This window comes from Catenulispora sp. GP43, assembly GCF_041260665.1.
Lineage (GTDB): Bacteria > Actinomycetota > Actinomycetes > Streptomycetales > Catenulisporaceae > Catenulispora.
In genome coordinates this window covers 196,813-218,251 of sequence record NZ_JBGCCT010000007.1, presented here as the reverse complement: position 1 = coordinate 218,251, position 21,439 = coordinate 196,813, and the positions used below count along the sequence as shown (strand labels likewise).

Below are 21,439 nucleotides of genomic sequence, written 5' to 3'. Positions count from 1 at the left end.
AACCGAGAACGAAAAGCGGCTTCCTACTCGGACTGGAGTCTGGTCCAGGTGCGGATATTGAGATCCGTGGGGAGGCGTCCGTCGAACGCCAGCCCCTCTTCGAGGCGCTTGTTCGCCTCGACACGGATGCCCGCGGGCCAGCCGGGGTCGAACAGCACCTTCTGGTCGGCACCGAAGGTCATTTCCACCAGACGGACGACTCCGCGTTGCGCGCCGGGCTGGTTGTCGATCGCACAGCGCAACTGGGAGCACCGCACCTTTTGCTGCTCTCCGAAATAGGTATAGGTGACATCGAGGACGCCGACTTTGTCCATGTCCCCCCAGTCCTCACCGTACGCCTCCCAGACAGGAGCGCGGACCACCGCGAAGTTGATGTCGCCGCCGTTGACACCGGTCGAGAGCTTGAGCAGCCCGTCGCCCGATTCAAGATAGACCGGCGTCGACATTGGGCAGAACCGCCGGAACCCGGCAGCGTCGTCAAGAAACGAGCCTTCGAACAGCAGACCCTCGAAGACCGCGGTCTCAAGGTATCCGACTAGTTCATCCCACCAAAGCGTGCACATGCGAGCATCCTGTACTGGGCTGGCTCGTCTCTCTACTCCTTAAGGTTCCCGGCCGACCCCTGAATGCCCGCCTAAAGGTTTCAAGCGGCGTCGCGATCCCGCCAGAAGGATCGCGACGCCGCCGTCAACGGACCGAGCGGCCTTCAGCTCCGGCCGCACCTCACGCCGGCGAAGGCCCCGCCGTCGAGTTCAGCCACCCCCAGTCCGACCAGCTGTTGAATCCCGTCTGCCACTTGTGGAAGACCCCTGAGCTGCTGAAGGCGAACACCTCCTGCCAGCAGTGGAAGACCCCTGCGTCGCTGGAGGCGAAGAGCTCGATGCGGCCGTCGGCGTTGGCGCCGGCCGCGATCCGGCACCCGCCGCCGCCGAGTTTGGCCCAGGCGGACCAGGCGGCGTTCGGCGCGGTCTGCCAGATGTGGTCCAGCTCGGTGCCGTTCACCGCGAACAGCTCCAGCCGGCCGTCCTGGTTCAGGGCGATGGCCAGTTGCGCGTTGGGCAGGCCGCCCTCGTTGACCCAGTTCTTGTGGCTCGACATCGCGTCGCCGGCGGACCGTTTGACATTGACGTCGCGGCAATTTGTAGCGTCGAAAGCCATACGGAAGAAAGGACATCCGCCATGGCATCGAAGCCCAAAACCCTCGCCGTCGTCCGGATCGAGCACGAGGGCGGCAGCGTCAATATGGCCAAGCTCGGTCAGACGATCGGCGTATACGGCATCAACATCGTCGCGTTGTCGAAGGAGTTCAACGAGGCCACGGCCGCGCATCGCGGGCTGCGGGTGGCCGCCGACGTGACCGTCTTCGAGGACAGGTCGTTCCAGGTGCGGGTCAAGACCCCTGCCACGGCCAGCCTGATCCTGCGTGCCGCCGGCATCGCGAAGGGATCGGGGCGGCCGAATTCGCAAATGAGCGGGTCGATCTCGCAGCGACAGCTCGCGGAGATCGCCGCCGTGAAAATGCCGGATCTGGACGCTGAATCGCCGGAGGCGGCGCAGAAGATAATCGCCGGCACTGCGCGGTCCATGGGAATCCAGATCGTTGGATGACGACGAATGGATGAGCGTCAGGCGCCCGGGTCGGACGTCCCGCTGCGCGCATGGCTCTGCGCCCGAGTGCCGTTCCGGCAGTTCCGCGCCTTCCTCCTCGACGCCGAAGCCCTGCTCAACGAGACCACCCCGAGCAGGGCACCGCGCCACTGGCGCGCGATCCGGGACGCGGTCGGCGACGACCGGGCCGTGCTGGACGCGGTACGGGCCATGCTCGCGGCGCAGGACCTGCGGTTGGACCTCGCCTCGCACCAGGGTGTCTGGACCCTGATAGCGATAGGCGGGACCGGGCACGAGGCGGCGGTGTCCACAGCACTGGCCGCCGTCCTGGACGTCGGCGGCCCGCACCGGCTCAAGCTCTGCCGCGTCCAAGGCTGCGGCAACGTCTTCGTGGACTGGACCAGCGGGGCACAGCGCGTCGGCTGCCGGCTGCACCCCGCGCGTACTGCCAGTCCTACAGGCCCAGTTCGCGCCCCACGATCTCCTTCATGATCTCCGTGGTGCCGCCGTAGATCGTGGAGATCCGCGAGTCCAGACAGTCATGCGCGATGCGGTGTTCGAGCATGTAGCCGTAGGCCCCGTGCAGTTGCAGACAACGCCCGACGATGTCCACCAGCAGGTCATCGATGTACGCACGTCCGACGCGCGCGGTGGTCACCATGTCGGCCAGCTGGAAGTGAACACTAAAGCTGGTGACGGCTGCCGCGCCGCCGTGCGTCCGTGCCCGCCGACCGCGCCCCGGCGCCGTCCGTAGAATCGGACCATGCCCGCCACCAGCGGCCCGGCCACAGCGCGGGGTCGAGAACCAGCCGAGGGTCCGGAACCAGTCCGGGGTCCGGAACCGTCGCGCCCCAAGCGCGGCCGCCCCGCCCAGCTGAGCCGCGACCTGATCGTCGCGGCGGCGCTGGAGTCGAATCTGGACACGCTCACCGTGCGGGAACTGGCCGGCCGGCTCGGCGTGAGCCATGGCGCGCTGTACCGCTGGGTACCGAGCCATCAGGCGATCGCGGACCTGGTCAGCGAGGCCATCGTCGAGCGCGTGCTGCCCGGCGACCCACCGCGGGCCAGGCAGTGGCGGGACTGGCTGCGGCGGCTGGCGTGGTCGATGCACGACGAGTTCCTGGCCGTCCCCGGCTACGCCTCGCGCATCGCCCGGCCGCACCAGCACAACCCCGCCTCGTTCGCCCGGCTGCGGGAGCAGGTGATCGAGGCGTTCACGGTCGCCGGCGCCCCGCCGGAGATGGCCGAGCAGAGCTGGTACATCTTCGCGACCTCGATCGTGAGCTGGCTGGCGGGTACGGAGAACTCCCTCGACCTGGGCCGGGCCGCCCCCCGCTTCGACCTCTTCCTCGACGCCCTGCTGCGGGGACTGCCCGCCCGCGAGCCGGCCCGGGCCCGGCCCTGAGGGCGGCCGCCGGCACCTGCCCGTATATTCGTCGCAACGCGCCATTAACATCGCATCATGGAGGGCACCGCCATGGCCGACACGCACACCGCGACCGAACCGACGCGGCGCAGCGGAAGGCCGCCGCTGAGCGAATCGCGCAAGGACGAGATCCGCCTGGAGATCGCCACGGCAGCGGTCCGCCTGTTCACCGAGCAGGGCCTGGACGGCACCTCGGTCGCGCAGATCGCGGACGCCGCGGGCATCGCGACCCGGACGCTGTGGCGCTACTTCCCCAGCAAGGAGGCCTGCGCGGCACCCCTGCTGTCCTTCGGCCTGGACCGGTTCACGACCTACGTCCGCGACTGGCCGGCCGACCGCCCCCTGGCCGAGGCCGCCGACGACACCCGCTGGTTCAGCGACGCCTCGCCGACCCGGCTGCTGCTGGTCATCGACCTGCTCCGGCTGACGCACACCGAGCCGCTGCTCGACGCGGTGTGGAGCCGCTGCTACTCCGAGGCGGTGGCGCCCCTGGCCGTGGTCCTCGGCGAGCGCCTCGGGCACCCCGCGGACGACCTGCGGGTGCGGGTGAAGGCGGCGATGCTGCTGGCCTCGATGCACCAGGGGCTGCGGCACTACGTCTGCCGCGCGCCGGGCGAGTACGGGCCGTCGCTGGAGGACACCATCCGGGCTTCGGCGCGGATCGGGTTGGCGGCGGCGGAGGCTGTGGATGTGGCTGTGGATGTGGCTGTGGATGTGGATCCGGATGTGGACGCGGCGGGCCCCGCCGGGGAGTGACGGCCGCCACTCCCCGATTAATTGTCGCACCGCGCCACTTATCGCTACAGTGATCGAGCCGCCGGGCACCCCTGCCGCGGCGCCTGATTCCTTCTCCCGATCTGGAGCGGTCGCACCATGCCCAGACGTCCGGCGGATACTTCGCGCCCCCATTACAACGTCATCTTCGCGGTCCTTCTCATAGGCATCTCCGCGTACGCGGTTCTGCAGTCGCTGGTCGCGCCGGTTCTGGCGACGTTCATCACGGCCCTGCATACGACGCAGGACACCGCCACGTGGCTGATGACCGCCTATCTGCTGTCCGCCTCGGTGGCCACTCCCATCCTGGGGCGGATCGGGGACAAGATCGGCAAGGAGCGGATGCTGGTCATCACGCTGCTCGCCCTGACCCTCGGGTCGGGGCTCGCGGCGTTGGCGCACTCGGTCGGGTTGATGATCATCGCCCGGGTGATCCAGGGGCTGGGCGGCGGATTGCTGCCGTTGTCGTTCGGCATCATCCGGGACGAGTTCCCCGCCGGGAAGGTGAACGCGGCGATCGGGCTCGGGTCGGCCACGCTGGCTGTGGGCAGTGGGCTCGGGCTGCTGATCGCGGGGCCCATCGTGACCCATCTGAACTACCACTGGCTGTTCTGGATACCGATGATCCTGACGGCCGTCGCCACCGTCGCGTGCTGGATGTTCGTGCCCGAGTCGCCGGTGCGCACCCCCGGGAAGATCAGCTGGGGTGCGGCGGTCCTGCTGTCGGCGTGGCTGGTGCTGCTGCTGCTCGCCGCCAGTGAGGGCCCGACGTGGGGCTGGGGTTCGTCGAAGGTGATCGGGCTGTTCGCCGGCGCCGCGGTGTGCCTGCCGCTGTGGATCTGGACCGAGCTGAAGTCGAGCGCGCCGCTGATCGACATGCGCATGATGCGGCTGCCCGCGGTGTGGACCACCAACGTCGTGGCGATGCTGTTCGGCGTCGGCATGTACACGGTGATGACCTTCCTGCCGCAGCTGGTGCAGACGCCGAGGGCGATCGCCGGATACGGCCTGAGCGCCAGCATCACGCAGTCCGGCGTCTACCTGCTGCCCATGACGATCGGCATGTTCCTGCTCGGCATCGCCGCCGCGCCGCTGGCCAAGCGCATCGGGCTCAAGGTCGTGCTGGTGCTCGGCTGCGCGGTCAGCGTCCCGGCTTTCGGCGCCCTGGCCCTCGGGCATTCGCAGGGCTGGCAGGTCTACCTAGCCTCCGGCCTGCTCGGCGTCGGTATCGGCCTGGCGTTCTCCTCCATGTCCGCGATCGTGGTGCAGTCGGTGCCGGCCTCGCAGGTCGGCGTGGCCAACGGGATGAACGCCAACATCCGCACCATCGGCGGCGCGATCGGCAGCAGCGTGGGCGCCAGCGTCCTGGCCACCGGGGTCACCGCCGCGAACCCGATCCCGAAGGACGCCGGGTACACGCACGTGTTCTGGCTCCTCGCCGGGGCCGCGGTCCTGGCCGCGCTCGCCGCGCTGATCATCCCGGCGGCCAAGGCACGGCCGGCGGCGCCAGGGGACGAACTGGGGGTCGACGACAGTGCGGTGACCGCGGCCGTTTGAGCCGGGCGGGGCTCAGTTCTTCGCCCACCAGTCGGTGAGGATCCCGGCGAACCAGTCCGCGTCCTCCTCCCACACGAAGTGCCCCTTGTCGACCACGTCCAGCCGGCTGTCGGGCAGGTGCCGGTGCAGGTACTCGCCGTTGGCGGGCGGCACCACCGCGTCGGACGTGCTGGAGAAGATCTGGACCGGGGTCTGGATCGCGGGCAGCAGGTCGGCCAGCAGCGGCAGCTCGGTGCGGTAGGCCTGGACGTAGGGGATCTGGTCGGCGAAGCGTTCGCCGGCGTAGGCCGCGAGGTAGTCCTCGCGGACGTCGTCGGGCAGGTCGTAGCCGGCGATGGTGCTCAGGGCGATGGTCACCACGTCCTTCGGGCCCATCGCCCGGTACGGGGCCAGGTCCTCGGCGTAGACCCAGGCGCGCAGCGGATCGCCGAGCTCGATCGGGACCGCCGCGCCGCCGCCGCCGACGGCCAGGCTGCGGAAGCGGCCGGGGTGGGCGGAGGCCGCGAACAGGGCCGCGCTGGTGCCGATGTCCGGTCCGACCAGATGGGGCCGCCTCAAGCCGAAGGAGTCGGCGATCTCGGCGACGAACTCGCCCATCGCCTTGGGGGACATCAGGTCCGCCCTGCGCTCGGAGTGGCCGAAGCCGGGCAGGTCCACGGCGGTGAGGTGGGCGTGCTCGGCCAGGCGGGACCAGGTCGCGTCGTAGGCGAAGAGGTTCTCCGGCCAGGGGGCCAGGAGCAGCGCCTCGGCGTCGCGGGGTTCGGTGCTCTGCGCGTAGCGGATGGACAGTCCGTCGATGGTGCGGAAGGCGGTTTTGATCTCGCTCATGGTCGCTTACTTGCTTTCTTTGTTTCTTCGTTCTCTGATGAGGATGCGGAGTGTGTGGCGGAGTGTGTGGCGGGGCGGGGGGCGGTGCGGCCAGCTCAGCCGGCCAGGAAGGCCTCGACGTCGGCGGCGAACTCCTGGTGGTGCTGGAAGAGGAAGCCGTGTGCCGCGTCGGAGTAGATCTTGATCCGGGCGTCGGGCAGCAGGCCCGCGAGCAGGTGCGAGTAGCGCGGCAGGATCATCGGGTCGCTGTCGCCGTTGGCGACGAACACCGGGTGCGTGATGCCTTGGAGTCGCTCGAGCTTCGCGTGGTCGGGGATGCCCCAGCGGGTGACGGCGTCGTACTGGGCCTGGCGGGTCTGCCAGGTCGTCGGGGCGTCGTGCCCCTCGGCCCGGGAGCCGAAGATGCGCGCGGTCGCGTCCTGGGCGGCGGCCGATCCGGTCGGGGTGCCGGTGAAGAAGACGCTCACGTAACCCTCCGGTGAGGGCTCGCGGCCGCCGACCGCGGCGATGACGTCCGGGTGCCAGCCGTGCATGCCCGACGCGCCTTGCGGGGCGGAGGCGGCGAGCACGATGCGGCCGACCGCGTCCGGGCGGGTCAGGGCGATCTCCTGGGCGACGAAGCTGCCGAGGGAGAAGCCGAGCAGGTCCACACGCTCCAGGCCCAGCGCGTCGAGGAAGGCGATGGCGTCGTCGGCCATCGCCGCGACGGTGTCCGGGGTGCGGCCGGTGGTGGCGCCGACGCCGGTGTTGTCGAACGTGATCACCTCGCGGTGCCGCGCCAGCGCGTCGATCAGCGCCGGGTCCCAGTTGTCGAGGTTGCCGCGGAAGTGCTGGAGGAGGAGCAGCGGCGTGCCGGTGCCGGTGCGGCGGTAGGCGTATTCGATGGCATTGGCATTGGCATTGGCATTGGCATTGGCGTTAACCGCGTGCACGACCTGGGTCGGGGTCCCGGAGTAGGTGTCCATGGGATTTAGATTATGACTGACATCTATCATGGTCAAGCGGACACGCCGGTGCGGACGATCTCTGCGCGTTATCGTTGGCGGCCATGTACGGATACGGACGCGGTATCGCCACGATCTCCACCCGGCACGACGCCATGCTCGAGGTCTGGTATCCCGAGCCCTCGCTCGAAGGGCTCGGTGCCGAGCTGCCGCCTCTCAAAGCCTTCGACGACGACTTCCGCCACGTCCGGTTCGAGGCCGTCGAGACGACGATCGACTTGGACGCGCCACCGAACGGCGCCGCGGACGCCTACCTGCGCCTGCACCTGTTGTCTTCACGGCTGGTCCAGCCACACGGACTGAACGTCGACGGCATCTTCGGCCAGCTCACCACGGTGGCCTGGACCGACCGCGGGTCCGTCCACCCAGACGACCTCGCCGATGTGCGGATGGCCTGTCGCCTGTCCGGAACCCCGTTGACCGTCCACGCCGTCGACAAGTTCCCCCGCATGACCGATTTCGTCTCCCCGCCCGGAATCCGCGTCGCCGACGCCGGCCGCGTCCGACTCGGGGCGCACCTGGCCGAGGGCACGGTGGTCATGCACGAGGGCCTGGTCAACTTCAACGCCGGCACGCTGGGGCCGTGCATGGTCGAAGGACGCATCACGGCCGGCAGCGTCGTGGACGCCGACACCGACATCGGCGCGGGCTCCTCGATCATGGGGACGCTGTCCGGCGGCGGAGCGAACGTCTCGCGCATCGGTCGCCGTTGCCTGCTGGGGGCGAACTCCGGGACGGGCATCTCGCTGGGCGACGACTGCGCGGTGGAGGCAGGGCTCTACATCACGCGCGGCACGCTGGTGACGCTGCCGGACGGGGCGGTCGTCAAGGCGATCGAGCTCAGCGGCAAGCCGGGGATCCTGTTCCGGCGGCACAGTGTGAAGGGGAACGTGGAGGCCGTGGCCTGGAAGTCGAACTCGTTCACCGGGCTCAACGCGGACCTGCACGCCTAGGAGCGCCGCCGAAGCGAAAGCTGATCAACACTCAACCGATGGCCTCGCGCGCCGCGTCGAGAAACCGCTCCGACAACTCGGTCCCCTCGGTCGAGCGCGCGAGCAGCAGCGCCCCGACCATCGTCGAGAGCCGCACCAGGCCGTCGTCCTCCCCCTCGACGGCTATCCACGCGGCGAAGTCGCGCACGCCATCGGCGTACACCCGGCGCGCCGCGGAGTCGTCCTCGCCGCGGGCCATGTCGACGGCCAGGGCCGCGGTGGGGCAGCCTTCGCCGGGGGTGTCGCGGTGCTCGGTCGACAGGTACCAGTCGGTCAGGGATCGGCGGGCTTCGTCGTGGTCGCCGTCGTGCGCGGTCTCGGTGCGGGCGCGCAGTTGTTCCTGGTTCGCGAAGGCCAGCGCCGTGGCCTCGGCGACCAGCGCCTCCTTGGACTCGAACTGCTTGTAGAAGCCGCCGTGGGTCAGGCCGGCCGCCTTCATCATGTCCGCGACGCTGACGTCGGTGCCGCGTTCGCGCAGCAGGCGGGCGGCGGCGGCCACCACCTTGGCACGGTTCTCCTGGGCCTGGGCCTGTGACACGCGACCCATCGGGGCCTCCGTCCGGATAGATGATGAGTGTCACCTATTGTAGGCCGTGTCCTCCGCGCCGGCGCCCTCCTTCTCCTCCTTCTCCAGCGTGGCACGCAGCTCGATGAGCCGGATGCTCCCGATCTCGTCGACCAGCGCCGAGGCCTCGTTCCAGATCGCCGCGGCGTCCTCCGTCCGGCCGAGGTGGGCCAGGGCCCTGCTCAGCCGCAGCAGGCTCTCGGCCTGCCCGGGGCGGTCGTCGATCGAGGCCCGCAGCTGCGCGGCGTCGGTCAGCAGGGACACCGCCTGGGCCGCGTTGCCGTTGGCGTCGTGCGCGACTCCCATGGCGTTGAGCACGTACGCCTCGATGAACCGCGTGGACGCCATGCGCGCCAGCGGCAGCGCCTCCTCCAGGCACGCGGCGGCCGCGCTGTGCTCGCCGTCGGCGGCCAGCGCCTCGGCCAGGTCGGCCAGGCCCGCGGCCAGGCGCTCGGGCTGGTCGGTGGTGCGCAGGACGTCGACCATCTTCTGCTGGACGCCCACCGCCGCCCGCGCGTCCCCGGCCTTCAGCAGCACCCAGCCGTGGGCGTTGTACGCGATGATCAGCAGCTTCGGCTCGCCGATCAGCTCGGCGGCCTCGACGCCGAGGCGGGCCGACTCCAGCGCCTCCTCGTGCCGTTCGAGGTGGCCCAGGGCGTACGCGTGGATGCTGAGCATCCGGGCCCGCGCCAGCGGATCCCCGTCCCGCTGCGCCGACTTCAGCGCGACGCCGAAGGTCGCCGCCGCCTCGGCCCAGCGGCTGCCCTGGGTGAAGAACAGGACCAGCTGCGAGGCGAGCACCCAGGCCTCCGGGCCGGGCAGGTGCGCCTCGGCGGAGGCCACGGCGGCCTGCAGGTTGGCGAGTTCGTCCACGAACCACTGCCAGGCCACGTCGCGGCCGGCGAAGCTCGGCACCGCCTCGGCCGCCGGGATCCGGGACAGCAGCCCCCACTTGGCCGTCCGGGGCGCCAGCTGGTCGGCGGCCGCCGAGGCCGTGTGGCAGTACCAGTGCAGCAGCCGGCCGAGTGCCGACAGACGGTCCGAGGCGTGCTCAGGGCTCTCGTTCGCGGCGGGCGTCGCGAGTTCGCGGGCGAAGTCCCGCAACAGGTCGTGCAGGTAGTAGCGGCCGGGACTGACGCTGTCCACCAGGTGCGAGTCCAGGAGGACTTCCAAGGCGTCCTCCACGTCGTCCAGCGGAACGCCGGCCAGCGCGGCGACCGCGGCGCCGGTGATGTCCGGGCCGGCCACCAGACCGAGGAGGGTGAACACCCGGGCCGGTGACGTTTCCGGGCTGGTGCCGGACGGCAGACCGTGGAAGCTCACCTCGAAACTGGCCCGGGCCGCCAGATCGCCGATGCTCAGCTCGTCCAGCCGCCGGTGCTCGTCCTCCAGCCGGGTCGCGAGCGTGTGCACCTGCCAGGAACGGCGAGCCTGCAGCCGGGCCCCGACGATGCGCAGCGCCAGCGGCAGGCCGGCGCACACCCGCAGGATGTCGCCGGTCGCCTGAGGCTCGGCCCGCAGACGCTCGGCGCCGACCAGTTCCTCCAGCATGCTCAGCGCCTCGGAGGCCGACAAGGGCTGCAGGTCCAGGCGCGCCGTGGCCGGCAGATCGGCCAGCCGGGAGCGGCTGGTGACCAGGACGGCACAGCCGGGCGAGGCCGGCAGCAGCGCAAGCACCTGCGCGGCGTTGCGCGCGTTGTCGACGACGACCAGGAGCCGTTTGGCGTGCGTCAGACTGCGGAAACGCGCTTGGCGGGCCTCGGCGTCCACCGGTACCGACTCCGACGGGGTCCCCAGATCCACCAGCCACTGCCGCAGCACCTCGGCGGGATCGCGGGTCGCGGCGTCCATCCCGTGCAAGTCCACGAACAGGCTTCCGTCGGGGAACAGGCCGGACATGGTGTGGGCCGCGGCGATCGCCAGCGACGTCTTGCCCAGACCGCCGCCGCCGGTGATCACCGCGACGGGGACCTGGCCGGCCCGGCCCGACCGGACGGTGAGCGCCTCGTGCAGCAGCCGGATCTGCTCGTCGCGGCCGGTGAAGTCGCCGATGAGCGCCGGGAGCTGGGCCACGGCGACAGTGACGGGAGCCTTTTCGGCAGCCGGCGAGGCAGGCACCGCCACCTCGTTGCTCCCTGAATCAGTATCCGCATGGTCCAAGTGCAACGCAGGATCCTGTTGCAGCATCCGCTGATACAGCTCCCGCAGCTCGGCCGAGGGCTCGACGCCCAGTTGCTCGTCCAGCAGGGACCGCAGACGCCGGAACGCCTCCAGCGCGTCCGCCTGCCGTCCCGCGCGATACAACGCCAGGCTCAGCTGCCGCCACACCGGCTCGTGCAGCGGTTGCGTCGCCGTCAGGTCCAGCAGCTCCCCGACCAGTTCGCGGTGCCGTCCCAGGTGCAGGTCCGCGTCGATGCGGACCGTCTGCCCCAACAACCGCTCCTCGCGCAGCGTGTGCAGCCGGCTCGCGAGGTCCAGGCCGACCATCCGGCCGGCCAGCGGCTCGCCGCGCCACAGCTCCTGCGCGGCGGTCAGGACCGACGACGACTCGGCCCACTGCCCGGCCTCGGCCAGCCGCCGGCCCTGCCGCGACAGATCCAAGAACTCTGCGACGTCGAACTCCGCGCCGTCCAGATCGATCCGGTAGCCCGACGGCCGCGTCGTCAGGCGCTCGGCGGCCACCGGCCCCAGGAACCGCCGCAGCCTGCTCAGGTGGTTCCTCAACGAGTCCACCGCCGCCATCGGCGGGCGCTCGGGCCACACCGCGTCGATGAGGACGTCGAGCTGGACCGCGCGCGGGCTGTGCAGCAGCAACGCCACCAGCACCGCCTCCGGGATGCCCGGCGGCAGCGCCGTGACCCCGGCCCCGTCGTCCACCGTTGTCGGTCCCAGTATGGCGAAACGCACGACTGTGCCTCCCGTTGTGCGAACAAGCCGCCTGCCCACAGTCTTGACAGCGGCACACAGGTTACGCCGTGGCTGCCTTCGCTGTTTGCTCATTCGTTCAGTCGCCGGTCATTCCCCGCCCCGTCGCGCGAGCTCAACAACCCGTTAAGCCTGTTCGACTCTGATTTCTCCGATCACCGAGTCAGGGAGTTCCATGTCCAAGCAGCAAGACCACTCGTCCCTATCGGCCCTATCGGCCCGGACGCGCCGGCGCGGCGCGCTCACGGCGGCGGCCGTACTCGTCCTGGCCGGTCCGCTCGGCGCGTACAGCGCCACCGCGGCCCAGGCGCACACCGCCCCGACTGCCGACTCCGCCCTGGCCGGCGCGGCCGGCTCGGCGTTCGTCAGGGGTCTGGGACAGGAGCAGTGGACGACCAAGAGCGTCGCTCCGGGTGTGCGGGTGAGCACCGTGACCATCAAGAACGCCGGCGTGACGCCGTTCTGGACCGTGACCGTCGAGCAGCCGACCACCAGCGCGATCACCGGCAACCCGGCCAACGCCGAGGTCGAGTCGCAGTCCTGGGCCCAGGCCGCCGCGGCGCAGTTGCAGACCCACGGCATCCAGGCGCGGGTCGAGGCGGTGCGCTGGCCCGGCTACGCGGACACCCAGCACGGCCTGATGGGGTACCGGGTGCGGGTCGGGCAGTTCCCGACGCAGGCCGCCGCCGGGACCGAGCTGGCCGCGGTGAAGGCGGCCGGGTTCACCGCCATCAGCGAGTGGACCGGGTACGACGTCCAGACCCCCGCGGACGTGGAGAACATCCACGTCGCCGTGATCAACCCGCGCACGTTCGGCGGCACCGTCGAGGCCACCCACGACGGGAACGTCGCGCAGCGCCTGACCACGTCCTCGGTCGCGGCGCAGCTGGGGTCGCTGGTCGGGGTGAACGGCGGGTTCTTCATCACCTCCAACGCCGACGGCGTGCAGGGCACGCAATCCGGGCTCGGCGTCTACGACGGCAAGCTCGAGTCCCTGTCCTCCGGCGCCCGCGGCGCGCTGGTGATCCAGGACGGCGGCGAGCGCTTCCAAGTGGCCAACCTTGGCAGCACCGCGACGGTCCGCTCCGGGGCCTCGACCCTCCAGATCCAGGGTGTGAACCGGGTTCCGGGACTGCTGCGCGACTGCGGCCGTACCGGCTCCGTGCCCACCACGCACCCCGTGCAGGACATCACCTGCACCGAGGCCGACGACCTGGTGCTGTTCACGCCGGAGTTCGCGGCCGCGCTGCCCGGCGGGGCCGGCACCCAGGTCGCGCTCGACGGTTCCGGCAAGGTCGTCTCCGTCGGCGCGCGCGGCGGCTCGGTCCCGGCCGGCGGCAGTGTGCTGCAGGGCATCGGCACCTCGGCCGACTGGCTGAGCGCGCACGCGGCGGTCGGGCACCGGCTCACCGTCGACGAATCCGTGACCGACGCCCCGACCGGGCGGCGGCTGCACCTGGGGGCCGGGGACAGCGTCGTGAGCGCCGCGCCGGTGCTGGTGCGCGACGGCCGGATCGACATCGACGCGGCCACCGAGGGCGTCGTCGATCCGCGGGACCTGTCGTACAACTACCAGTGGGCCGACGCGCGCCAGCCGCGCACGATCGCGGGCGTGGACGCCAGGGGCGAGCTGATCCTGGTGACCGTCGACGGCCGGCTGACCGCCGGCAGCGAGGGCTTCACGCTGTACGAGGAGGCGGAGTTCATGCGCTCGCTGGGCGCGGTGCAGGCGCTGAACCTGGACGGCGGCGGTTCCACCGCGATGGCCGTCGACGGGCAGCTGGTGAACAACACCTCGGACGCGACCGGCGAGCGGCCTGTCGGGGACACGGTTCAGGTGCTTCCGTAACACTCCCGGGAGCGGGCGGGACGCCGATAAATCAGTGTCCTGCTATTACACGCCGCCGCGACGGTCTCACCGGCAGTCGCGGCGGCGGCGTTATGTCAGGACCATGCGAAAAAGTCCGGGCGCCGGGGTTCCGCGCCATTTTCCACGCCGCCCCGGCACCGCCGACAATCACCCTCGCCGTCCAATAGTCGGCGCGGATTTAGTTCGCGTCATTCATGGCCGGATATCCCTGTCCGGTATTTCAGGCCTCGAGCAGCGACCCGATGCGCTTGAGCTCGTGCCGGGCCAGGGCCAGGTTCGCCCGGGAGCGGTCCAGCGCCAGGTAGAGGAACAGCGCGCCGCCGCTGCTCTGGAGCAGGCGTATCACGTGATACTGGCCGGTGAGGGTGATGAGGATGTCCTCGACGGCCTCGTTGAGCCCGAGCCGGGCCAGGGTGCGCATCTTGGCCCGCACGACCTCGGTGTTCCCCGCCGCGGCGACCTCCAGGTCCAGGGACGGGCCGCCGCCGAGGAAGCCGAGCGCCATGCCGCTCTCGTAATCGACGAGGGCCACGCCGAGGGCGCCGTCGACCGTCATCGCTTCTTTCAGTGCGCCTTCGATGTTCATGGGACTTCCTCACTCCGGAATTCAGTTCAAGGCCGTTGATCACGATCTCGCATGCATAAGGATCCTAGCTCGCCCGGCGCACCGGCGGACGACTAAAGTAACGTGGCACTTATCGCGAAGTGAAGGGGTTCAGGTGCCCAGACTCGAAATGTCGCTCTCCGCAGCGTGTGAATCTCCTGGAGTGATCGGGGCCGCATTGGTGGATGAGGTCACGGGTCTGGCATACGGCGCGGCGGGCGATTTCTCAGGGCTCGGAGACGCCCACGAGATCGCCGAACTCCTCACCCTGGTCACCGAGGGGCTGCACGCGGCCGGGGCGCCCGGCGAGCTGGAGAGCGTCGTGGTCACCGGCAGCCGGCTGCACGAGGTGGTCCACACGGTGCCGGGCCGCGCACCGCTGAACACCGCCGTGGTCGTGCTGGCACTGGACCGCGAGCGCTCGAACCTCGCCCTGGCGGTCCGGGAGGCCGCCGACCTCGCGGGGAGCATCCTGACATGAGCGTCCCGGCGTTGTTCGCGAAGCTCCTGGCCGAGAACTTCACCGGGGCGGTCGAGGTGTCCGGGGTCCCGGGCGGGACGATCCATCTGCGGCACGGGCTGGTCATCGCGGTGGACACGCCGAACGCCCCGTCCGTCGAGACGCTTCTCATCCGCTCGGGCCGGATCGACGAGGCCGGCTGGGCCGCCGCGGTCACCCGGCACGCGGCGGCGGAGGGGCGCGAGGGCGACCTGAACGCCGTCCTCACCGGACTCGGCCTGATCGGCCAAGGGGAACTCGAGGCCGTCTGCATCGCGGCCGTCTACGACGCCGCCTTCGCCATGGCGCTGAACCCGGCCGGGGGCTGGACGGTGCACGAGGCCGCGGTGCCGCCGGAGTTGGCGGCCTGCCCCGGGGAGTCGCCGCGCACGCTCGCGGAGGAGACCACCCGGCGTATCAATGCCCTGTCGCACAGCTGGGGAGCCTCGCCGGCCGAGCTGGCCGCGGTCCGGTGCCGGCCGGCCGCGCGGATCGATCCGGGAACGCTCAGCGCGCGGCAGCAGGCCGTCCTGCTGGCCGCCAACGGCCGGCGGACGCCCCGGGACATCGCGTTCTTCCTGGGCTGCGGGGTGTTCCCGGCCATGCTCGCCATCGCCCGCCTGCGGGCGCGGCGCCTCGTGGAATGGGAGGCGCCCCGCACCGCCGCACTGCCGATCACCGCGCGCCATGCGACGCCGGCCCCTGCGCCGGCCCAGGCGCAGGCCCCGGCGGGCGGGACGCACGTACTACCGCGCCGGCAGCGCCGCGACCGGCACGGCGAAGACGGAGCAGGAAGTGAATCCACAGAAGGGAAGGGCAGTTCATGAGTGACACGGAGCACGAGACCGACGACGCAGACGCGCCCGAGACGAGGAATCCCCTCCTGCCACGCCGCGTACCGCGCACGGCTGAGAAACCCGGCCTGGGCATGAACAGCGTGACACCGCCGACCGACCAGACGGTGCGCCACCTCCTGGACGTCCTCAAACGCCTTCCCTGACTCCCTGACACCCCCTCACCTTCTCGGACCGCTCACCCGCCGACCGCCACATCGGCCGCGCGACGTTCAGCCGCACGGCTGCACATGCTGAGGAGCATGCTGTGAAGCCACCGTCATCGTCCACCGCCCTCATCAGCGAACTCCAAGCACTGCGCGAGAAGGTCGTGGGCATCACCGACAGCATCATCTCCACCTCCGACGGCCTGCTCGTCGCCTCCGACAGTGACTCCGGCGAGCAGGAATCGCTGGCGGCGCTGTGCGCGGCCGGCATGGCGCTGGGCTCGCGCACCGCCGCGCACCTCGGGCTCGGGGGCCTGCGGGAATCAGTCGTGCGCGCGGCCGGCGGGCACGTGGTGTTCGCCGCGATCGGGGAGCACACGCTGCTGGCCGTCGTCGGCGACGAGGGGCTGGATCTGGCGGGCCTGCGGCGTGAGCTGCCGGGGGCCGTCGACGTGCTCGGGAAGCTGCTGGCGGGGCCGGCCGCGGGCTGAGAGGGGCGCCGGCCGCCGGACGCCGGCGGCCGGCGGTGCGGGCGGGCTTGAGTAGACGCAACGTTGCGTCTACTCTAAAGCCAACGCCCGGGTTCCCGCCTGGCCCCGCACAGAAGGCACCGCGCATGATCGACAAGTCGCACCGCAGCAAAGCCCTGCTGGTCGCCGGGTGTTTCTTCATGGAGATGCTCGACGGCACCATCGTCACCACCGCCGCCCCGCGGATGGCGCGATCGCTGCACGTCAGCTCCGCCGCCATCGGCCTGGTCATCACATCCTTCCTGCTCACCTTCGCCGCGCTGATACCGCTGAGCGGCTGGCTCACCCGGCGCTGGGGCACGCGGCCGGTGTTCCTCGCCGCGATCGCGGTGTTCACCGCGGCCTCGCTGGGGTGCGCGCTGAGCACCACCCTGCCGGTGCTGATCGCCATGCGGGTGCTGCAGGGCTTCGGCGGGGCGATGATGGTGCCGGTCGGCCGGCTGATCGTGCTGGCCGGCGCCGAGAAGTCCGATCTGATGCGGCTCATGGCGTACGTCGTGTGGCCCGGGCTGATGGCGCCGGTCGTGGCACCGCTGGCCGGCGGGCTCATCACCACCTACGCGTCCTGGCCGTGGCTGTTCGGCATCAACATCCCGCTCGGCGTCGTCGCCTTCGCCGTCGGCTGGCGGCTGGTCGAGGCGACGCCGACGCAGCGGCCGCCGCGCCTGGACCGGATCGGCGTCGTGCTCACAGCCGCGGGCCTCGGCGGCCTCACCTACGCCGCGCACCTGTTCTCCGACACGGAGATCTCCTGGGGCCCGGCCATCGCCGCCGCGGCGGCGTCCGCCGGCCTGCTCGCCGCGGCCACCCGGCACCTGCTGCGGACCGAGGCCCCGCTGGTGAATCTCCGGGTCCTGCGAATCGCCACACTGCGGGCCGCGGTCAGCGGCGGTTCGCTGTTCTGGATCGTCGTCGGCGCGGGCCCTTTCCTGCTGCCGCTGTTGTTCCAGAACGTCTTCGGCTGGAGCGCCGTGAAGTCCGGCTCGGTGGTGCTGTTCATCTTCGTGGGCAACATCGGCATCAAACCGGCCACCACGCCGCTGCTCAACCACTTCGGCTTCCGGCCGGTGCTCGTGGTCTCCACGCTGGTGATGGCCGCGGCGATGGCCGCGGCCGGCCTGCTCACGGCCGGCACGCCGATCGTGCTGACCTGCGCGCTGGTACTGCTCAGCGGGATCGCACGCTCGGTGGCGCTCACCGCCTTCAGCACCGTCTCCTTCAGCGACGTGGCACCGCCGGAGATGCCCGACGCCAACGCCATCAGCGCCACCGCGAACCAGATCAGCGCCGGGCTGGCGATCGCGGTGAGCACCGTCGCGCTGCGCGCCGGAGGACCGCTGGGACACCTGCTGCCGGGGACCCCGAGCGCGGGAACCGCTTACACCGTCGCGTTTCTGATCCTCGCGGTGGTCTCCTTGGGCGTGACGGTCATTGCCCTGAGAATGCATCGCGATGCCGGCGCACGCGTACGGAGTGTGCGCGCGGCTGTCGCGCGCCCTTGACCCCGCCACGCCGAGCGGATCAGCTCGGCGCGGCTCGGCTCGCTCGGCCGTGATCGCGACGCCGGAGGAAACAGCAGCCTGCTTCCCCCCGCGTCCCGGGGATGCCCGAAGTCCTGTCACCCGTCCCGGTGAACTGTGAATTGATGCCCGCTATAGGTGCATATGCCGGGTAAAGCACGTTCGTGGCAGGCGACGGGTCTGCCAGGGGAACGGGAGGGAATCCATGGCCGATGTGTTCACCGTGTGCTTCAGCGGCACCTCATGCACACGGGACGAAGGGGAAGTGTCGCGCCCAGGCAGCGACAAGGCGATCTACAGTCCTGATACGGGCTACATACCGGTCCGCATCCATCTGGAGCTCGCCGGCAGCCTGACGGCGACCAGCCCCAGTATCACCGTACGGGGCTGCGGCGAGAACGACTGGGCGGTGCCGCGCAACAACAGCGAGCCTCTGGTCCTGACCGGTCCGCTCAATGTTCCCTCCGATCTGCTCAAGGCCACGCAGAAGTACTCCGGCGGCGATCAGCACTCGACGGTGACGGCGCTGTCCGGCAAGGACGCCCCCGCGCTCGCGCTGCACGCGGCGAACCTCGCCGCACGCAGCGGCGCGAAGGCGTTCAACTTCATCGGGCACAGCCGCGGCGCCATGGAGTGCGTCATGGCCGCCTGGTTCCTGCAGGCGTACGGCTCGGCGGAAGTGCAGAAGATCCCGGTGCGGATCATCGCGATCGACGCGGTCCCGGGGCCGGGCAACTGGTACGGGATCATCACCCAGCTGCCCCCGAATGTCGCCGACTACGTCGGCGTCACGGCGTGGGACATGCTCGACACCGGATTCAACGGGCTGGTGCCGCGGCCGAACGCCAAGATGGCCGGGACGTCGCAGACGCTGAAGCTGGGCAGCGGCTGGCAGGACCTGGCCGACAACTACCAGCTCACCGATCCGCTGGCGGCGGCCAAGAACGGCATGCGTCAGCCCACGAACTACCAGCTGTTCGCCTGCCGGGGCCGGCACGCGACGGTCGCCGGCAACATGACCGGCAACGGGGAGTACGACCCGGCCGACGTCAACGCGAGCGCCGCGCGGGTGCCGGAGCTGGTCTACCGGCTGGCCCGGGCCTACCTCACGAAGTGGGGGTCCGACTTCCGCGTGGCGTCGGCGGTCGACACCTACTCGCTGCCGCTGCGGCAGGAGATCAACCTCGACCAGGCGGTGTTCGACAACATGGGCGGCGGGCCGCTGCGGGACAGCGTGCGGCCCGGGCGTCCCTACGTGCGCCAGGTCTCCTCGATCTCCGGACTGAACCCGCTGAACACGTACTACCTCGAAGACGTGGTGGGCGACCCGCCGTATCGGCAGACGTATCCCGTGACGGCGGCGCGCAAGGGCGCCGGCTGGGTCGACTGGACCTTTCTGTAGGAGGGGGAGAAGCCATGAGTGAGATCGACAACGTCGAAGCGCAGATCCGGAACTACTACCATCAGCGCACCGGAGCCAACTACCTGCGCCTCATGGACACGCCGCGGGTGTGGGGGCTGCCGTTCGGGCAGGCCATCATCCCCCAGGCGTGGAACCGGCAGGCCGACTTCGAGACGGCGCTGGAGGAGGTCGTCCAGAACGCCCGGTACCGGTGCGACATCTCGTCGCTGAACACGCCGGACCCGGCCTGGGCCGGCATCGTCCTGGGCGCTATGGACACCGCGCTGAGCACCCGGATGGGCCGGACCGCGCCGACGCAGTTCCGGTTCCTGTTCGGCCAGACACCGCTGTATCCGGTCACCGAGACGCCGTACTACACGCTGTTCAAGCAGGCGCTCATCCGCCTGGTGCGGGACCGCGGCCAGGCCTGGGAGCGGATGCCCGACATCTGGCTGGGGCGGTTCTACTCGCTGCGCGAGGGGTTCCTGGACGCCTTGCAGCTGAAGGTCTTCGGCAACGACAGCATGTTCAGCGGCGACGGGTCGAAGATGACCTGGAACCACTCCAAGATCGTGGTCTGCGACAGCATCACGACCCTGGCCGGCGGCCACAACCTGAACATGGACCTGTTCCGCAGCTACCCGCCGGTCCACGACGTCTCCGCGGTCGTCCACGGTCCGGCGGCGGCCGGCGCGCAGGGCCTGCTGGACCAGCTGTGGGCGGCCGGCGGCGACCTGCTCTCGCAGGAGCAGCTGGACACCTCGAAGCTGGTGTGGAACAGCCGCGATCCCGCCAAGTCCCGCCCGAGCAACCCGCTCACCGGCAAGGACGCGGCGGCCTGGGTGGCCGCCCAGCAGGCGGCGATCGTGCGCTGGCACGAGTCCAACCCCACTCCCCCGCCGACCCCGCCGCCTCCGCCTCCGCCGCCGAGCGACTTCCACACTCGGGACCTGCAGCAGCTCCCCGAGCTGGTTCAGGACTGCTTCCCGCTGCGGGTCGTGCATCCGCCGTACGCCGGCCTCACGGAGTACAAGGCGGCCACCGGGATGCTGGCGCTGGGCAAGTACTGGCGCACCACCTCGGACTTCCAGGGCGCCTCCGACATCATGAAGAAGGAGCTGATCCTGAATGCCAAGCGGTCGATCAAGATGTCGCAGATGGACCTGGTCAGCGCGTGGAAGAAGAACTGGTCGGACCACCATGTCTGCCAGTGGGTGCTCCAGGCTCTGCTGGCGAACAAGGATCTGACGGTGCAGGTGGTCGTCTCGCCGCTGGACGCCGGCGCGGGCGCCGAGGGCGACCAGTACTCGTTCGGGTCCGGAGCGGTCCGCACCTTCGACCTGATGAAGTACTACATGACGCACGACGTCGCGACCGACAACCCGCTGCCCGACCCCGGGGGCCTGCGTGCCAAGGCCCTGAAGCGGCTGTTCGTGGCGCCGTTCTACTACACCGACCAGGTGCCGGCGGCGAACACCATCGAGGGCGACACCTACAAGTGGCCCAACCTCCCCAAGGAGGGGTACACCGCCACCCTCAAGCAGCCGCCGCTCAGCGAGGAGCCGCCGAGCCACGGGGTGATCGGCAGCGCGGCGATGTCGGTGCTCAACGCCAGCGGCTACATCTACAACAAGGTGCCGTCCGCACCGGGCAACCACGCCAAGGTGATGATCATCGACGACGAGGCGTACGTCGTCGGCTCGGACAACCTCTACCCGGGTTCGCTGGCCGAGTTCGACTACCTCGTCGAGGGACCGGACGCGGTGGCCGAACTGCTGAAGGTTTACTGGGAGCCGCTGTGGAAGTACGCCGGGCCGCACGCGCGGACGGCGGACAACGACCCGCCGGCGCCGGTGTTCCGTCTGGGACCGGCCGGAGCCGCCGGCACCCCGTTCGACGACACGTCCTCGACGCAGCGGATCTCCAGCATCGACGTGTACTCCGGCGAGATCGTCGACGGCATCCGCGCCACGCACGCGGACGGCAAGATCGATCCGCTGCGTGGCGGCAACGGGGTGCCGCCGGGCAGCGCGACGAAGACGACGGTCACCTTCAGCCAGACCGATCCCCTGGTCGGGGTGTCCGGCGAGTGGGGCACCTGGTACGGCGGGAGGTACATCACGAAGATCCGGTTCCACCAGCGCAGCGGCGCGGTGAGCCAGGTGTTCGGCAGCGGGACGGGCACGTCGGACACGCAGTCGTTCACGCTGCAGGCACCGAGTCCGCAGAGCCAGGAGGCGACGGGCTTGTTCGGGGCCGTCGCGGCGGCCGACAACAACACGGCGCAGTGCTTGGCGGCGATCGGGATCGTGGTGCAGTAGAGGTCTGATTCGCC

21 protein-coding genes and 1 pseudogene are annotated in these 21,439 nt (G+C 70.5%); 14 read left to right on the top strand and 8 right to left on the bottom strand.

What is annotated here, in order from left to right:
- Positions 1 to 23: 23 nt before the first annotated feature.
- Both ABH926_RS16765 and ABH926_RS16760 read right to left on the bottom strand, forming a co-directional pair.
- Positions 24 to 563 (bottom strand): hypothetical protein, encoded by a 540-nt coding sequence (locus ABH926_RS16765; protein WP_370366520.1) that lies wholly within the window; start codon positions 561 to 563, stop codon positions 24 to 26.
- 160 nt (positions 564 to 723) lie between these two features.
- Positions 724 to 1,158 (bottom strand): hypothetical protein, encoded by a 435-nt coding sequence (locus ABH926_RS16760; RefSeq protein ID WP_370366519.1) that lies wholly within the window; start codon positions 1,156 to 1,158, stop codon positions 724 to 726.
- Between the two features lie 21 nt (positions 1,159 to 1,179).
- On the opposite strand from ABH926_RS16760, the gene ABH926_RS16755 reads away from it, so the two are divergent.
- Positions 1,180 to 1,608: an uL11 family ribosomal protein gene (locus ABH926_RS16755; RefSeq protein WP_370366518.1), complete on the top strand. Its 429-nt coding sequence runs from the start codon at positions 1,180 to 1,182 to the stop codon at positions 1,606 to 1,608.
- Positions 1,609 to 1,614: 6 nt separating this feature from the next.
- On the top strand, positions 1,615 to 2,100 hold the full coding sequence (locus ABH926_RS16750; RefSeq protein WP_370366517.1) for a hypothetical protein: 486 nt from the start codon (positions 1,615 to 1,617) through the stop codon (positions 2,098 to 2,100).
- Here the strand turns inward: ABH926_RS16750 and ABH926_RS16745 are convergent.
- A pseudogene (locus ABH926_RS16745) lies at positions 2,063 to 2,293 on the bottom strand (acyl-CoA dehydrogenase family protein); the annotation flags it as partial. The gene ABH926_RS16750 and the pseudogene ABH926_RS16745 sit on opposite strands and share 38 nt — an antisense overlap.
- Before the next feature lie 78 nt (positions 2,294 to 2,371).
- On the opposite strand from ABH926_RS16745, the gene ABH926_RS16740 reads away from it, so the two are divergent.
- The 3 genes from ABH926_RS16740 to ABH926_RS16730 all read left to right on the top strand — a co-directional run bounded on the left by ABH926_RS16740 (position 2,372) and on the right by ABH926_RS16730 (position 5,365).
- Entirely contained in the window at positions 2,372 to 3,013 is a 642-nt protein-coding gene (locus ABH926_RS16740; protein ID WP_370366515.1) for a TetR/AcrR family transcriptional regulator, read from the top strand.
- Between the two features lie 57 nt (positions 3,014 to 3,070).
- Positions 3,071 to 3,790: a TetR/AcrR family transcriptional regulator gene (locus ABH926_RS16735; protein ID WP_370366514.1), complete on the top strand. Its 720-nt coding sequence runs from the start codon at positions 3,071 to 3,073 to the stop codon at positions 3,788 to 3,790.
- 117 nt (positions 3,791 to 3,907) lie between these two features.
- Positions 3,908 to 5,365 (top strand): MFS transporter, encoded by a 1,458-nt coding sequence (locus tag ABH926_RS16730; protein WP_370366513.1) that lies wholly within the window; start codon positions 3,908 to 3,910, stop codon positions 5,363 to 5,365.
- 12 nt (positions 5,366 to 5,377) lie between these two features.
- On the opposite strand, the gene ABH926_RS16725 is transcribed toward ABH926_RS16730, so the two are convergent.
- Positions 5,378 to 6,193 (bottom strand): alpha/beta fold hydrolase, encoded by an 816-nt coding sequence (locus tag ABH926_RS16725; RefSeq protein ID WP_370366512.1) that lies wholly within the window; start codon positions 6,191 to 6,193, stop codon positions 5,378 to 5,380.
- A gap of 95 nt (positions 6,194 to 6,288) precedes the next feature.
- Positions 6,289 to 7,158 (bottom strand): alpha/beta fold hydrolase, encoded by an 870-nt coding sequence (locus tag ABH926_RS16720; RefSeq protein ID WP_370366511.1) that lies wholly within the window; start codon positions 7,156 to 7,158, stop codon positions 6,289 to 6,291.
- Positions 7,159 to 7,241: 83 nt separating this feature from the next.
- On the opposite strand from ABH926_RS16720, the gene ABH926_RS16715 reads away from it, so the two are divergent.
- Positions 7,242 to 8,150 (top strand): DapH/DapD/GlmU-related protein, encoded by a 909-nt coding sequence (locus tag ABH926_RS16715; protein WP_370366510.1) that lies wholly within the window; start codon positions 7,242 to 7,244, stop codon positions 8,148 to 8,150.
- A gap of 31 nt (positions 8,151 to 8,181) precedes the next feature.
- Here ABH926_RS16715 and ABH926_RS16710 read toward each other — a convergent pair whose 3' ends face one another.
- Together ABH926_RS16710 and ABH926_RS16705 are read right to left on the bottom strand one after the other, a co-directional pair.
- Positions 8,182 to 8,736: a TetR/AcrR family transcriptional regulator gene (locus tag ABH926_RS16710; RefSeq protein WP_370366509.1), complete on the bottom strand. Its 555-nt coding sequence runs from the start codon at positions 8,734 to 8,736 to the stop codon at positions 8,182 to 8,184.
- A gap of 30 nt (positions 8,737 to 8,766) precedes the next feature.
- Positions 8,767 to 11,661 carry a BTAD domain-containing putative transcriptional regulator gene (locus ABH926_RS16705; RefSeq protein ID WP_370366508.1) on the bottom strand — a complete coding sequence of 965 codons (2,895 nt, stop codon included), beginning with the start codon at positions 11,659 to 11,661 and terminating at the stop codon, positions 8,767 to 8,769.
- 193 nt (positions 11,662 to 11,854) lie between these two features.
- Between ABH926_RS16705 and ABH926_RS16700 the strand changes: the two genes are divergently transcribed.
- Positions 11,855 to 13,528: a phosphodiester glycosidase family protein gene (locus ABH926_RS16700; RefSeq protein WP_370366507.1), complete on the top strand. Its 1,674-nt coding sequence runs from the start codon at positions 11,855 to 11,857 to the stop codon at positions 13,526 to 13,528.
- A gap of 241 nt (positions 13,529 to 13,769) precedes the next feature.
- On the opposite strand, the gene ABH926_RS16695 is transcribed toward ABH926_RS16700, so the two are convergent.
- A complete protein-coding gene (locus ABH926_RS16695) occupies positions 13,770 to 14,135 on the bottom strand; it encodes a hypothetical protein (RefSeq protein WP_370366506.1) in 366 nt (121 codons plus the stop codon).
- A gap of 199 nt (positions 14,136 to 14,334) precedes the next feature.
- On the opposite strand from ABH926_RS16695, the gene ABH926_RS16690 reads away from it, so the two are divergent.
- The 7 genes from ABH926_RS16690 (at position 14,335) to ABH926_RS16660 (ending at position 21,425) form a co-directional block, all read left to right on the top strand.
- The gene (locus tag ABH926_RS16690; protein ID WP_370366505.1) at positions 14,335 to 14,634 is read left to right on the top strand and encodes a hypothetical protein; all 300 of its coding nucleotides are present in this window, start codon (positions 14,335 to 14,337) and stop codon (positions 14,632 to 14,634) included.
- On the top strand, positions 14,631 to 15,479 hold the full coding sequence (locus ABH926_RS16685; protein WP_370366504.1) for a hypothetical protein: 849 nt from the start codon (positions 14,631 to 14,633) through the stop codon (positions 15,477 to 15,479). The genes ABH926_RS16690 and ABH926_RS16685 overlap by 4 nt, the downstream gene beginning before the upstream one ends.
- A complete protein-coding gene (locus ABH926_RS16680) occupies positions 15,476 to 15,652 on the top strand; it encodes a hypothetical protein (RefSeq protein ID WP_370366503.1) in 177 nt (58 codons plus the stop codon). The genes ABH926_RS16685 and ABH926_RS16680 overlap by 4 nt, the downstream gene beginning before the upstream one ends.
- Before the next feature lie 101 nt (positions 15,653 to 15,753).
- A complete protein-coding gene (locus ABH926_RS16675; protein ID WP_370366502.1) occupies positions 15,754 to 16,143 on the top strand; it encodes a roadblock/LC7 domain-containing protein in 390 nt (129 codons plus the stop codon).
- 125 nt (positions 16,144 to 16,268) lie between these two features.
- On the top strand, positions 16,269 to 17,684 hold the full coding sequence (locus ABH926_RS16670) for an MFS transporter (protein ID WP_370366501.1): 1,416 nt from the start codon (positions 16,269 to 16,271) through the stop codon (positions 17,682 to 17,684).
- A 283-nt stretch (positions 17,685 to 17,967) separates the two neighbouring features.
- The gene (locus ABH926_RS16665) at positions 17,968 to 19,104 is read left to right on the top strand and encodes a Tat pathway signal protein (RefSeq protein ID WP_370366500.1); all 1,137 of its coding nucleotides are present in this window, start codon (positions 17,968 to 17,970) and stop codon (positions 19,102 to 19,104) included.
- 14 nt (positions 19,105 to 19,118) lie between these two features.
- Positions 19,119 to 21,425: a phospholipase gene (locus ABH926_RS16660; RefSeq protein ID WP_370366499.1), complete on the top strand. Its 2,307-nt coding sequence runs from the start codon at positions 19,119 to 19,121 to the stop codon at positions 21,423 to 21,425.
- The last annotated feature ends 14 nt before the right edge of the window (positions 21,426 to 21,439 follow it).